Origin of the sequence: Actinomadura sp. NAK00032 (genome assembly GCF_013364275.1) — a bacterium.
In the GTDB taxonomy this organism is placed as follows: Bacteria; Actinomycetota; Actinomycetes; order Streptosporangiales; family Streptosporangiaceae; genus Spirillospora.
Genome location: NZ_CP054932.1, coordinates 3757221 through 3770795, shown reverse-complemented (window position 1 = coordinate 3770795; position 13575 = coordinate 3757221). Strand labels below are relative to the sequence as shown.

Genomic DNA, 13575 nt, shown 5'->3' with positions numbered 1-13575 from the left:
ACGAGGGGGCCGGACATGACGACATCCGCCCGGACGCCATGGCCGCGGCCCGCGCGGCGCGTCCTGGCCGAGCGGGGCCGTGCCTGCCACGCGCTGGCGGTGCCGGTGCCGGGGACGCTGCGCGCACACGACGTCCGGGAACGGCTGGACGAGGCGTCGCGGCGATGGCCCGGGCTCGGGCGGGTGCGGCTCTGGGAGACCGGCGTCCCGGGCCCGAGGGGCGGCGCGTCCGCGCTCGCCCGGACGCACCGGGAGGCGCTGCGTCCCCTCCACGGCGAGCCGTTCGCGCTGCGCGCCGTCCTGCTGCGCCACTCGGACGCGACCGGGACTCTCGTCCTGGTGGCGCGGCGGGACCGCGTCCCGCACCGCGCCCTGGACCGGCTCGCCGATCTGCTGCTCGGTGTCACCGACACGCTCACGCCCGTCCCGGCGGCGCCCGTGTCCGAGGCTTCGCAGCCCGCGCGCCCTGATTGGGGGCTGGGAGACCCCGCGCGTGAGGGCGTGGTGGGCGCCGTGCCGGTCGCACTGCCGCGCCCGGTGCCGCGGCGGGCGCTGCTCGGAGCCGCGGCGCTCGCCCTGGCCCGGTACTCCGGCGCGCACGCGGTCGCGTTCGCCCTGGTGGGGACGGCGGACGAGACCGGACTCGTGCGCGTGGACGACATCGACGAGGAGCACAGCGCGGCCGGCTACCTCTCGCGGATCGAGGTGGTGCCGGGCGCGGACGCGGCCGTGAGCCTCGGCGTCGTCCTGTCGCCGCCGGCCGGGGCCGGCGGCCGCGTGCGGTTCCCGTTCCAGTCGCCGCCGTTCCCCCTCACCCTCCACGTCGCCGAAGGCGAGGAGGGCGAAGCGTCGCTGTGGTTCGACGAGGGCGCGGTGGCGCGGCCGGTCGCCGCGGACTTCGGCGCGTCCGTCGCACGGCTGGCGGAGCGGCTCGCCGCCGGAACCGCCGGGCCGCTCGCGGCGATCCCGGTGCTCGGCCCGGACGAGACCGAGCGGGTGCTGCGCGCGGGCGGGGCCGGCACGCCGCCGCCCGAGCCCGTGGACGACCGGATCGACCGCCGCTTCGACGACGTGGCGCGCCGCTCCCCCGACGCCGTCGCGGTCGTGGACGGCGCGGGCGAGCTGACCTACCGGCGGCTCGGCGAGCGCGCGACCGAGGTGGCGGCCGGGCTGCGCGCCCTCGGCGCGGGCCGCGGCGACCGCGTCGGCGTCTGCCTGGACCGGGACGCCGCCCAGGTCGTCGCACTGCTCGGCGTCCTCAAGGCGGGCTGCGCGTACGTCCCGATGGACCTGCGCAACCCGCCGGACCGGCTGCGCTGGATCGCCGAGGACGCGGGGACCTCGCTGGTCATCGCCGACCCGGGGGGCTTCCCGGAGACCGCGGGCGTGCGGACGGTGCCCTTGGACGGCCTGGAGGCCGCCGCCTCGGAGGCTGCCGCCTCAGAGCCCGCCCCGTCCGCCGCACCGGACGATCCGGCGTACGTCATCTACACCTCCGGGTCGACGGGCCGCCCGAAGGGCGTGGTGGTCCCGCACCGGAACGTCCTCGCCCTGCTCGCCGCCACCGCCCCCGGCTTCGGCCTGGGCGCGGACGACGTGTGGACGCTCTTCCACTCCAGCGCGTTCGACTTCTCGGTCTGGGAGATGTGGGGGTGCCTGCTGACCGGCGGGAGGCTGGTGGTCGTCCCGTACTGGACGGCCCGCGACGGCGACGCGTTCCGCGAACTGCTCGCCGCCCGGCGCGTGACGGTGCTCAGCCAGACGCCCTCCGCGTTCGCCCAGCTGGTGCGCGCCGACGCCCGCGCCGGGGACGACCTGGACGTCCGGCTACTGGTGTTCGGCGGCGAGCCGCTGGACGTGCGGCTGCTCGCGCCGTGGTTTCGGCGGTACTCCCCCGCGCGCTGCCGTGCGGTGAACATGTTCGGCATCACCGAGACGACCGTGCACGTCACCGCGCAGACGGTCGGGCCGGCCGAGGTGGCGGCCGGGTCGCGGTCCGTCGGCCGGGCGCTGCCGGGCTGGTCGGTGTCGGTGCGGGACGCGCGCGGCCGGGTGCTGCCGCCGGGCGCGGCGGGCGAGATCTGGGTCGGCGGCGCGGGCGTCGCGGCCGGCTACCTCGGCAGGCCGGAGCTGACGGCCGGGCGGTTCGTCCGGGACGCGGCGACCGGCGCGCGGCTGTACCGCAGCGGCGACCGGGGCCGGCTCCGCCCGGACGGCCGCCTCGACCACCTGGGCCGGCTGGACGGGCAGCTCAAGATCCGCGGCCACCGGGTGGAGCCGGACGAGATCCGGTCCGTGCTCGCCGCCGATCCCGAGGTGAGCGCGGCCGTCGTCGTACTGCGCCGGCTCGGCGCCGGCGCCGGCGACACCGGCGCAGGCGACGCGTCCGGTGAACGGCTCGACGGCTACGTGGTGCTCACCGGGGACGACCCGGCCCGCCGCGCGGCGGCCGCGCGCCGGATCCTCGCCGGCGCGCGGCGCGTCCTGCCCGACTACATGGCGCCGGACACGCTCACCGCGATCCCCGAGATCCCGCTCACCGCCAACGGCAAGCCCGACCTCGGCCGGCTGCCCGAACCCGCCGCGCTCGCCCCGGAGCGGGCCGGCCCGCCACCGGGCCCGGAGCCGGGCGGCATCGCCGCCGACGTGCTCGGCATCTGGAGCCGCTGCCTGCGCGCGGACGTCACCCCGCAGGACAACTTCTTCGAACTCGGCGGCAATTCCCTCCTCGTTCTCCGGGTGCTCTCCGAGATGGCCGAAAAAGGACTGCCCAGAATCACCGCCCGGGACTTCTACACGCACTCCGGCGCCGACCGTTTCATCGGGCTCGTGGAAGCGCTGGCGGCGGCCCCGCACTTGACACCGGAAACATCCGGCCGAACCATCGAAGTCCGCTGAACCGGCAGAAATCCACTCGGAAGGAAGGGCGCGGCGATGCGCGTCGAGGAATGGGCGGTGCACCCGAAGCACATTTGGCTTCACGGGCGGCGCCCGGAGCAGCTCGTGGACTACGACGAGAGCCTCCAGATGTGGAACGTCTACGGTTATCCGGAGGCCGTGGACATTCTCACCCGGCCGAAGACCTATTCCAATGACGCGGGCCGGCTCGACCCGGTGGAACTGCCGCCCGACATCTGCGCGGGCGACTTCTCCCAGCTGGACCCGCCGGAGCACCGCAAGGTGCGCGGGCTGGTCGACTTCGCGTTCACGCCGAACCTCGTCGCCGGGCTGGAGGGCCGGGTGGACGCGCTCGTCCACGAACTGCTGGACGAGCTGTGCGGCCGGGACGCCTTCGACCTCGTCGCCGACTTCGCCACGCCGCTGCCGCTGACCGTGATCTGCGAGCTGCTCGGCGTGCCGCGCGAGGACCGCGCGATCATCCACGACTGGTCCCGCCGGATGGTGGACGACACCGACGACTTCGAGCCCCCGGAGGTCATCGCCGAGCAGACGCACGAGCTGCAGCGCGCGTTCGACATGCTGCGCGAGATGCGCGAGTACTGGGAGGGGCTCGCCGCCGAGCGGCGCCGCAGCCCGCGCGACGACCTGCTCAGCCATCTCGTCCAGGTGGAGCACGAAGGCGACCGGTTGAGCGACCTCGAGGTGTTCAACATCGCCAACCGGCTGGTGGTCAACGGCCACCACACCACGTCGATGCTGATCGGCAACACGATGCTGATCCTGGACGCGTTCCCCGAGCAGCGCGAGCGGGTCCGCGCGGACCGCTCGCTGGTCCCGCCGATGATCGAGGAGTCGCTGCGCTTCCTGTCCCCGATCTCGACGGTCGGCAAGGTCACCAACGAGGACGTGGTCGTCGCCGGGACGGCGATCCCGAAGGACCAGCTCGTGATGGTGTGGACGGGCGCGGCGAACCGGGACGAGCGCGCGTTCGACCGGCCGCACGAGTTCGACCTCACCCGGGCCCCGAACCCGCACCTCGGGTTCGGCCGCGGCATCCACTTCTGCGTCGGCCGCCGGCTCGCCCGGCTGGAGGCCAGGTCGGCGGTGAACATCCTGCTGGACCGGCTGCCCGGGCTGCGCGCCGACCCGGCTAACCCGCCCTCGTTCTTCCAGATCGCCGACGCCGGCGGGCTGGACGGCTTCCCGGTCCTCGTCAAGTGAGCGCGCCCGGCCCCCGGCGGGACGCCCAGGCGGAAGGAGCACGACCGATGACGAGCGTCGTCGAGCGGTGGAACATCCACCCCGAGCACCGCTGGCTGTACGGCGAGCGGCCCGCGTCCCCGGTCGAGTTCGACGAAGCGCAGGGACTGTGGAACGTGTACGGCCACGCCGAGTGCCGGGAGGCGCTCGGCGACCACCGGACGTTCTCGTCCCACACCGCCCGGCTGCTGCCGGTCGGCGTCGAGGAGTCGCTCCTGGAGGGCGACCTGTCGCAGCTGGACCCGCCGAAGCACCTGAAGTACCGCAGGCTGCTGACGCCGGCGTTCTCGCCGAAGCTGATCGGCGCGATGGAGCCGCGGATCGCCGCGATCACCGCCGGGCTGCTGGACGCGGTGGACGGCAAGCCCGAGATCGAGATGGTCGCCGACCTGGCCTACCCGCTGCCGGTGATCGTCATCGCGGAGCTGCTCGGCGTCCCGGCGAGCGACCGCGAGCTGTTCCGGGAGTGGGCCGACAACGTGATCGAGAGCTTCAGCGGGTTCTCCTCCCTGGACGAGGAGCACGGCGCGGAGGACATCGCGGCGGGCACCGAGCGGCTGCAGCCGCTGCTGGCCTACCTGTCCGAGCATCTCGCCGAGCGCCGCCGCCGTCCGCGCGAGGACCTGCTCACCCATCTCGCCACCGCCGAGGTGGACGGCGAGCGGCTGACCGGGAACGAGGCGGTCAACATCGCCAACATCATGCTGATCACGGGGCACATCACCACGTCGATGGTGCTCGGCAACACGGTGCTGTGCCTGGACCACCATCCCGAGCAGGCGGCCCGGGTGCGGGCCGACCAGTCGCTCGTGCCGGGGGCGATCGAGGAGGCGCTGCGGCTGCTGTCGCCCGCCACGGTGCTGACCCGGGCGACCAACGTGGACGCCGACCTCAACGGGCACCGCGTCCCCAAGGACCAGCTCGCCTTCCTGTGGCTGGGCGCCGCCAACCGGGACCCGCGCGCGTTCCCCGACCCGGACCGGTTCGACCCGGGACGGGACCCGAACCCGCACTTCGGGTTCGGCTGGGGCATCCACTTCTGCATCGGCGCGGGCCTGGCGCGGCTGGAGGGCAGGATCGCGCTGAACGCCCTGCTCGACCGGTTCCCGGAGCTGCGCACCGACCCGGACGACCCGCCCGCCTTCTTCGGGACGCCCGACATGATCGGCGTCAACCGGCTGCCCCTGCACACCGCCTGACGAGGGACCCTCCATGGACACGGCGACGGAACAGGCACTCCCGCGGATGCTCGCCGGATACCTCCCGGCGCGGATCCTGCACGCGGCGGCCGAGCTGGGCGTCGCGGACGCGATCGGCGACGGACCGGCGGACGCCGCCGAGGTCGCCAGGCGCACCGGCACCGACCCGGACGCGCTCCGGCGGCTGCTGCGCGCCCTGGCGGGGCTGGGCCTGACCGAGCAGCTCGACGCCGACCGGTTCGCCCTCACCGCGCTCGGCCGGGGCCTGCGGTCCGGCGCGGACGGCTCGTTCCGCGACGACGTGCTGCTGTCGGTCACGGCGGAGCTGTGGCAGGCGTGGGGCGCGCTCGGCCGGGTGATCCGGACGGGCGAGCCGTGGCGGGACGCCGGCACCGGGCTGACCGCCCGCGAGTCGGCGCTGCGCGACCCGGTGCTGGCGCCGAAGTACCGGGCGGCGCAGGCCCGGGCGACGGCGGAGTTCGCCGCCGGGCTCGTCCGGGTCTGCGACTTCACCCGGTTCGCCACCATCGCCGACCTCGGCGGCGACGACGGCGCGCTGCTGGCCGCGGTGCTCACGGCCGCGCCCGGCGCGCGCGGGCTGCTGGCCGACCTCCCGGTCGCGCTCGACGGCGCGCGGGCGGCCCTGGAGTCGGCCGGTGTCGCCGACCGCTGCGAGGTCGTCGCGGCCGACCGCGCGGAGTCGGTCCCGCCCGGCGCGGACGCCTACCTGCTCAACCACCTGGTCCGCGACCTCGCCGACGGCGCGGCCGTCGCGCTGCTCGGACGCTGCCGCGCGGCGATGGGGCCGGGCGCCCGGCTGCTGGTGCTGGAGACGGTGCTGCCGGCCGTCCTCGGCCCCGCGGACTCCGTCACCTACGGGCTCACCGACCTCAACAACCTCGTCTACACCGGCGGCCGGGAGCGCACCGCCGCGGAGTACCGGGGGCTGCTGGAGGCGGCGGGATTCGCGCACGTCTCAACGGCCGTGGTGCCCGCCGCCGAGGGGCTGCCCGACTACAACGCCATCGAGGCCGAGCCCGCCCGCTGACCCGGGCGGAGGGAGGGCGCATGGAGTACCTCATCCTGGGTCCCGTCGAGGTGCGGGACGGCGACACCGCGGCGCCGCTGGACGGCGCGAAGCCGCGCACCGTGCTCGCGGCCCTGCTGCTCGCGGGCGGCAGGCTGCTGTCGGACTCGGAGCTGAGCGCGCTGCTGTGGGGCGCGCGGCCGCCCGCCACGATGAACGCGCAGATCTACAACCACGTGTCCCGGCTGCGCAAGACGGTGGGGCCCGCGGTCAGCATCGTCCGCCGGTCGCCGGGCTACCAGATGCGGATCGGCGACGCCCGGTTCGACCTGCGCGAGTTCGAGCGGCTGGCGGCGAGCGGCCAGACGGCGCTGCGGGCCGGCCGGTACGCCGAGGCGGGCGAGCTGATCCGGCAGGCGCTCGCGCTGTGGCGCGGGCCGGCGCTCGCCGACGTCTCCGAGCACCTGGCCGCCGCCGAGGGCCCGCGCCTGGAGGAGGCGCGGATCGCGGCGCTGGAGAGCCTGGTCGAGGCGGACCTCGCGCTCGGCCGGCACGCTCAGGTGCTGCCCGAGCTGACCCGCCTCGTCGCGCGCCACCCGCTGCGCGAGCGCTTCCAGGCGCAGCTCATGACCACCCTGTACCGGTGCGACCGGCAGGCCGAGGCGCTCGCGGTGTTCGAGCGCAGCCGGCGGATGCTCGCCGAGGAGCTCGGCATCGAACCCGGGCGGCTGCTGCGCGAGGTGCAGCGCGCCGTGCTCACCGGAGACCCGGCGCTGCTCATGACGGCCTGAACCGCGCACCGGTCAGGCGCCTGGCCGGGCTCGGGGCCAGGAACCGTACCTGCGCAGGCCGTACAGCAGCGGCCCGCGGTCGTCGTACCCGGTCACCGCGTACACCTCGCCGAACACGACGACGTGGTCGCCCGCGGGCACCGGGGAGCGGACCGCGCAGTCGGCGACGGCGTGCGCGGCGGCCGGCAGGTGCGGCCCGGCGGCGCCGGCCCGCCACGCGACCCGGTCGAACCGGTCCGGGGCACCGGAGGCGAACAGCTCCGCGGTGCGCCGCGCGTCCGCGTGCAGCAGGTTCACCGCGAACGCGCCCCGCACCAGGACGGCCGCGAGCGTCGGGCTCCCCTCGCGCAGGCAGGCGAGCAGGGTCGGCGGGGCGAGCGACACGCTGCACAGCGACGAGCAGGTCATCCCGCGCGCCCGGCCGTCCGGGCCGAGCGCGGTCACCACCGCGACGCCGGTCGGGAAGCCGCGCATCATCGCGCGGAAATCCTCGTCCACCACCCGCCCGCCGCGCGGGACGCGGGTGCCGGCGTCGATCGAGTCGGTCATGCGCCAAGCCTTTCCGAGGAAGCTATCGGGCGGCTATTCAGAGGCCATGCGAATTCCATTTCCGACCGCGGCGGCGATCATGGAAAACATATAGCCGGACATGACACGGTGACGGCACGGAGCATCCGGGCCCCTTTTCCTCCACGGACCGAGAGAGAGTGCGATGGACGACAACCGAATTCGCAGGATCGTCGTGCTGGGCGGCGGCACCGCCGGCTGGATGGCGGGCTCCTATCTCGCCAAGGCGCTCGGCCCGAGAACGGACGTCACCGTCCTGGAGGCGCCCGCCGTCCCGAAGATCGGGGTGGGCGAGGCCACCATCCCCAATCTGCACAAGGTGTTCTTCGACTTCCTCGGCATCGCCGAGGAGGAGTGGATGCGCGAGTGCAACGCGAGCTTCAAGATGGGCGTCCGGTTCGTCAACTGGCGGACGCCCGGCGGCGCCGAGCCCGCGGCGCGCACCCGGCCGGACGGCCGCCCGGACCGCTTCGACCACCTGTTCGGCATCCTGCCGAACCACGAGAACCTCCCGCTGTCGCACTACTGGACCTACCTGCGGCTGACCGGCGCCACCGACGAGCCGTTCGACCACGCGTGCTACGCCCAGCCGCCCGTCATCGACCGCAAGCTCGCACCGCGGTTCCGCGACGGGAGCAGATGGGCGAGCTACGCGTGGCACTTCGACGCGAACCTCGTCGCGGACTTCCTGCGCCGCTTCGCCACCCGCAAGCAGGGCGTGACGCACATCGAGGACACGTTCACCCACGCCGACATCGACCACCGCGGCTTCGTCACCGCGATCCACACCGAGACCGGCCGCACCCTTGAGGCCGACCTGTTCGTGGACTGCTCCGGCTTCCGCAGCCTGCTGATGAACCAGGTGATGCGCGAGCCCTTCCTCGACATGAGCGACCACCTGCTCAACGACAGCGCGGTCGCCACCTCGATCCCGCACGACGACGAGGCGGACGGCGTCGAGCCGTACACCTCCTCGATCGCGATGTCGTCCGGCTGGACGTGGAAGATCCCGCTGCTCGGCCGGTTCGGCACGGGCTATGTGTACTCCAGCCGGTTCCAGACCCGCGACGAGGCCACCGAGGAGTTCTGCCGGATGTGGGGGCTCGACCCGGAGACCCAGCCGCTGAACCAGATCCGGTTCCGGGTCGGGCGCAACCGGCGGGCGTGGGTGCGCAACTGCGTCGGCATCGGGCTGTCCTCGTGCTTCCTGGAGCCGCTGGAGTCCACCGGCATCTACTTCATCTACGCCGCGCTGTACCAGCTGGTGAAGCACTTCCCGGACAAGCGGTTCGAGCCCGTCCTGATCGACCGGTTCAACCGCGAGATAGAGCAGATGTTCGACGACACCCGGGACTTCATCCAGGCGCACTTCGGCTTCGCGCCGCGCGACGACACCCCGTTCTGGCGGGCGTGCAAGGAGCTGGAGCTCGCGCCCCGGTTCCAGGAGAAGGTCGCCATGTACAAGGCGGGGCTCGCGGTGGAGATGCCGGTGACCGACGAGTCGACCTACTACGGCAACTTCGAGGCCGAGTTCCGCAACTTCTGGAGCAACGCCAACTACTACTGCGTGTTCGCCGGGCTCGGGCTCCTGCCCGACCATCCGCTGCCCGCGCTGGCCATGCGGCCGGAGACCGTCGACTCGTCGCGGGCCATCTTCGCCGACGTCAAGCGCCGGCAGGCCGAGCTGATCGGCGGCCTGCCGTCCACCTACGAGTACCTGCGCCTGCTCCACCACGGCGAATAGGCCGCACGGCATGACCGCGGCCGAGACGGCCGGACGCGCCGGGCACCTGCTCGCGGTGCTCGGCGCGGTGCTCCTCATCGCCATGGCGGGCCGGCTCGCGGCCCGCGCGGCGCGGCAGCCGGAGGTGATCGGCGAGCTGACCGCCGGGCTGCTCGCCGGTCCCGCCGCGCTGCGGCTGCTCGGCCCGCACGACTTCGCCCGGCTGGTGCCCGCGCACGTGCTGGCCGACCTCAAGCTGACCGCCGAGGTCGGGCTGGTGCTGTTCCTCGCCGGCCTGACGCACGAGCTGCGCGTCGGGGGACCCCGCCCGGACCGCCGCGCGGTCGGCTGGGTCGTGCTCGGCGGGCTGCTGCCCGCGCAGGCGGCCGGCGTGCTGCTGGCCGTGTGGGTGCTGGCGGACGCGGACCCGCCGGTGCGCGGGACCGCGCCGGCGAGCGCGCTCGTGCTGATGCTCGCGGTGACGCTGTCGGTCACCGCGGTGCCGGTGCTCGCCCGCGTCCTCACCGACCGGGGCATGGCCGGCACCGAGGCCGGGCGGCTGTCGCTCACCGCCGCGATCGTCATCGACGCGGTGTCCTGGCCGCTGCTCGCGGTGGCGATCGGGCTCGGGCACGGGTCGCCGGACCGGTTCCTGCGGGCCATGGCCGCGCTGTGCTGCGGCGCCGCGGCGGCCGTGCTGCTCCGCCTGGTGCTGCGCACCCGCGGCCCGGAGGCGCTGTGCCGCCGCGCGCCCTGGCTCGCCGCCGCGCTGATCAGCGCGGTGGCCGCGGCCCTCGCGTTCGCGATGGAGCGGCTCGGCATGACCGCGATCGTCGGCGCGGCCCTCGCCGGGCTGGCCGTCCCCGCGACCGGGCGGTGGGGCGCGGCGCTCGGCACCGTCACCGCGATCGGCCGGGTGCTGGTCCCGGTGTTCTTCGTGGTGAGCGGGCTCGGCGTCCTGACGCGGGGATTCGGCGCGGTCTCCCCCGCCCTGGTCCTGTCGGCCGTGCTGCTCGGTGTCGCGGGCAAGACGCTGGGCGGCTACCTCGGGGCCCGGCTCGGCGCCCGCACGCGCTGGGACGCCCTCCGGGTCGGCGCTCTGCTGAACACCCGCGGGCTGACCGAGCTGATCGTGCTGCAGGCCGGCTACGCCGCCGGGATCCTGACCACGCCGCTGTTCGTCGCCCTGGTGGTCATGGCACTCGTGACGACCGCCATGACCGGGCCGTCGCTGGCGCTGGCCGACCGCGCCGAGATGCGCCGCCGCCCGGCGGCCGGGCCCCGTCCCGCCCGCTCCCGGGCGGCGCCCTGACCGCCGGCGCCGGCCGTCAGCCGGACGTGCGGACGGGCAGGGACGTGACGCCCGTCGTGTCCGGGGCGAGCATGAAGGCGGGCGGCTTGTCCGGGTCGGTGCGCAGCACCGGGAACCGGTCGAAGAGCCGGTTCAGCGCGATCCGGCCCTCCATCCGCGCCAGCGCGGCGCCCAGGCAGAAGTGGACGCCCCGGCCGAAGCCGAGCTGCGGGTTCGGCGAGCGGGCGGGGTCGAACGCCATCGGATCGGGGAACACCCGCGCGTCCCGGTTCGCCGCGCCGAACCACACCAGCACCATCTTCCCCGGGCCGAGCCGCCTGCCGCCGAGCTCCGTCTCGGCGGCGGTGGCCCGGTAGGTCGCGGCGACCGGGCTGAGGTAGCGCAGCGACTCCTCGACCAGCCCGGGCACGAGCGACCGGTCGGCGCGCACCCGCGCCATCTGGTCGGGGAAGTGGTCCAGGCACAGCACCGTGTTGCCGATCAGCATCGTGGTCGACAGGTAGCCGGCGATGAGCAGCATCTTGGCGAAGTTGACGATGTGGTTGTCGGTGAGGCGCCGCCCGTTCAGCTCCGCCCCGATCAGCCCGCCGAGCAGGTCGTCGCGCGGCGCGCGGCGGCACTCGGCGGTGTGCTCGCGCAGGTAGTCCAGCATCAGCCGCATGTGGTCCATGGCCGCGCCGAAGGTGGCCTCCTGGTCCTCGGCGCTGTCGGCGAGCGACAGGTCGCCCATCTCCTCCACCATGCCGGTCATCCACCGCTCGAACAGGTGCCGGTCGGCGGCCGGGATGCCGAGCAGCTCGGTGACGACGGTCACCGGCAGCGGGTAGGCGAGCGCGCTCATCAGGTCGAACCCGTCCTCGTCCGCGACCGTGTCGAGCAGCTCGCGGGCGAGGGCGTCGATCCGCGGCTCCAGGTCGGCCACGACCTTCGGCGTGAAGGCGCGCGCGGCGAGCCGGCGCAGCGCCCCGTGGTCCGGCGGGTCGGTCTGGAGCAGGTCGCCCTCGGTGTAGGACTCCCCGGCGCCCATCGGCACCAGCTTGATCGTCTCGGACGAGAACGCGGCCGGGTTCGCCAGCGCCTCGAGCACCTCCGCGTGCCCGTGGACGTGCCAGGCGTCCATCTCCTCGTCGAACCGCACCGGCTCCTCGATCGGGCGCCCGTACAGCCAGAACTGGTCCGGGTGGATGCCCCACCGCTCCGCGAGCGAGGTCATCGGGCCGGCTCCCCCTCGGCGGCCCCGGAGGCGGCCCCGGAGGCGGCGCTGTCGGCCGCCATGGCCTCGCGCAGGCTGCGCGGGCGCATGTCGGTCCAGTGCTCCTCGACGTACCGCAGGCAGGAGGCGCGGTCGCCGCCCCCGAACACGGTGCGCCAGCCCTGCGGCACCGGCGCGAAGGTCGGCCACAGCGAATGCTGGTCCTCGTCGTTCACCAGGACGTAGAACTCGCCGTCCTCGGCGTCGAACGGATTGGTGCTCATGCGCGGACTCCGTTTCCTCTCTCGGCGGCCAGCCCGGCCACGATCGACCGGGTGATCTCGCCGCTGCGGGTGGCCAGGTTCGACAGCAGCGACGACGACAGCCCGTGGGTGTGCTCGGTCCCGCCCTGCAGGTAGATCCCGCAGCGCAGGCCGGGAGCGGTGGCGATGCGCCAGTCGCGGCCCACCCGGATCCGGCCGTCGGCCTCGTGCAGGCAGTGCGCGTCCAGCTCCCCCAGGACGTCGGCGGGGTCCATCGGGTCGTATCCGGTCGCGCAGACCAGCACGTCCACGTCGAGGTCGCGGGAGTCCTCGCGGGCGGTGGAGTACACCGTGACGCGGGTGTCGTTCACCACCGACTTCACGCCCGCGACCCGCGACAGCGGGAGGAAGTTCAGCCGTCCCGTCCCGGCGAGCCCGTCGTCGTAGGCGCGCCGGTACAGGTCGCGGATGACCTCGTCGTCCACCACCGAGTAGTTGGTGTTCTTGTGGTACTCCCAGAACGCGTCCTGCGCCCGCCGGGACCCGTGGTAGTAGTCGTCGATCGCCTCCGGGTCGAAGACCTGGTTCGCGAACGGCGTGCTGTCGGCGATCGAGTACCCGTAGGACGGGACGATCGCGTGGATCACCGCGTCCGGGAGGGTGTCGTACAGGAACCGGACGATCTCCGCCGCGCTCTGCCCCGCGCCCGCCACCGCGACGCGGCGCAGCCGGGCCGGGTCGCGGTCCCGGAACCGGCCGAGGAACTGCGAGCTGTGCCACACCGACTCGTCCGGCTCCACCCCGGCGGGCATCCGGGGCACCAGGCCGGTGGAGACGACCAGGTTGCGGGCCGCGACCGCGCGGACGCCGCCCGGCGCGCCCGGGTCGCGGACGTCCGCCAGCAGCCGGTCGGCCGGGCCGCGCGTCCCGGGCGGGATCCGCACGGCCGTCACCTCCGCGCCGTAGTGGACGCGCGGGCGCAGCTTCGCCTCCGCCCATTCGAGGTAGTCGTGGAACTCGCGGCGGGTCGGGAAGAAGTCCCCGTTGTTGACGAACCGCGGCAGCCGCCCGGACTCGTGGAGGTAGGACACGAACCCGTACGGGGAGGCCGGGTTGCGGAAGGTGACCAGGTCCTTCAGGAAGGAGACCTGCATCTTCGCCGACGGCACCAGCATGCCCCGGTGCCAGCCGAGCGACGCCTGCCGCTCGAAGAACGCGGCCGTGACCGGCTCGGGGCACTCGTCCAGCGCGATCGCCAGCGACAGGTTCGCGGGGCCGAACCCGACGCCGACGACGTCGTAGGTCCCCGTTGCCGGTTCGTCCACCGCTCGGTGTCCCTT

The 13575-nt window shown here is 74.4% G+C and carries 11 protein-coding genes; 7 read left to right on the top strand and 4 right to left on the bottom strand.

The annotated features are described in order from the left end of the window. Positions 1-15: 15 nt before the first annotated feature. The 5 genes from HUT06_RS17570 to HUT06_RS17550 are packed head-to-tail and all read left to right on the top strand — an operon-like array spanning position 16 to position 7178. Complete coding sequence (locus HUT06_RS17570) at positions 16-2898, top strand: non-ribosomal peptide synthetase (RefSeq protein ID WP_176196729.1); 2883 nt, start codon at positions 16-18, stop codon at positions 2896-2898. 36 nt (positions 2899-2934) lie between these two features. Continuing rightward, a complete protein-coding gene (locus HUT06_RS17565; RefSeq protein ID WP_176196728.1) occupies positions 2935-4122 on the top strand; it encodes a cytochrome P450 in 1188 nt (395 codons plus the stop codon). 47 nt (positions 4123-4169) lie between these two features. After that, positions 4170-5360: a cytochrome P450 gene (locus tag HUT06_RS17560; protein WP_176196727.1), complete on the top strand. Its 1191-nt coding sequence runs from the start codon at positions 4170-4172 to the stop codon at positions 5358-5360. A gap of 13 nt (positions 5361-5373) precedes the next feature. Beyond that, entirely contained in the window at positions 5374-6408 is a 1035-nt protein-coding gene (locus HUT06_RS17555) for a methyltransferase (protein WP_176196726.1), read from the top strand. A gap of 20 nt (positions 6409-6428) precedes the next feature. Then, entirely contained in the window at positions 6429-7178 is a 750-nt protein-coding gene (locus tag HUT06_RS17550; protein ID WP_176196725.1) for an AfsR/SARP family transcriptional regulator, read from the top strand. 12 nt (positions 7179-7190) lie between these two features. Here HUT06_RS17550 and HUT06_RS17545 read toward each other — a convergent pair whose 3' ends face one another. After that, positions 7191-7727, bottom strand: coding sequence for a flavin reductase family protein (locus tag HUT06_RS17545; RefSeq protein WP_176196724.1), 537 nt, complete (start codon positions 7725-7727; stop codon positions 7191-7193). A 163-nt stretch (positions 7728-7890) separates the two neighbouring features. On the opposite strand from HUT06_RS17545, the gene HUT06_RS17540 reads away from it, so the two are divergent. Both HUT06_RS17540 and HUT06_RS17535 read left to right on the top strand, forming a co-directional pair. Further along, the gene (locus HUT06_RS17540) at positions 7891-9489 is read left to right on the top strand and encodes a tryptophan halogenase family protein (protein ID WP_176196723.1); all 1599 of its coding nucleotides are present in this window, start codon (positions 7891-7893) and stop codon (positions 9487-9489) included. A gap of 10 nt (positions 9490-9499) precedes the next feature. Beyond that, positions 9500-10780 carry a cation:proton antiporter gene (locus HUT06_RS17535; RefSeq protein WP_176196722.1) on the top strand — a complete coding sequence of 427 codons (1281 nt, stop codon included), beginning with the start codon at positions 9500-9502 and terminating at the stop codon, positions 10778-10780. Between the two features lie 16 nt (positions 10781-10796). Here HUT06_RS17535 and HUT06_RS17530 read toward each other — a convergent pair whose 3' ends face one another. The 3 genes from HUT06_RS17530 to HUT06_RS17520 are packed head-to-tail and all read right to left on the bottom strand — an operon-like array spanning position 10797 to position 13560. Beyond that, positions 10797-11993: a cytochrome P450 gene (locus tag HUT06_RS17530; protein WP_176196721.1), complete on the bottom strand. Its 1197-nt coding sequence runs from the start codon at positions 11991-11993 to the stop codon at positions 10797-10799. Further along, positions 11990-12256 (bottom strand): MbtH family protein, encoded by a 267-nt coding sequence (locus HUT06_RS17525; RefSeq protein WP_176196720.1) that lies wholly within the window; start codon positions 12254-12256, stop codon positions 11990-11992. The genes HUT06_RS17530 and HUT06_RS17525 overlap by 4 nt, the downstream gene beginning before the upstream one ends. Then, a complete protein-coding gene (locus HUT06_RS17520; protein WP_254715235.1) occupies positions 12253-13560 on the bottom strand; it encodes a lysine N(6)-hydroxylase/L-ornithine N(5)-oxygenase family protein in 1308 nt (435 codons plus the stop codon). Before HUT06_RS17520 ends, HUT06_RS17525 begins: the two co-directional genes overlap by 4 nt. Positions 13561-13575: the final 15 nt, after the last annotated feature.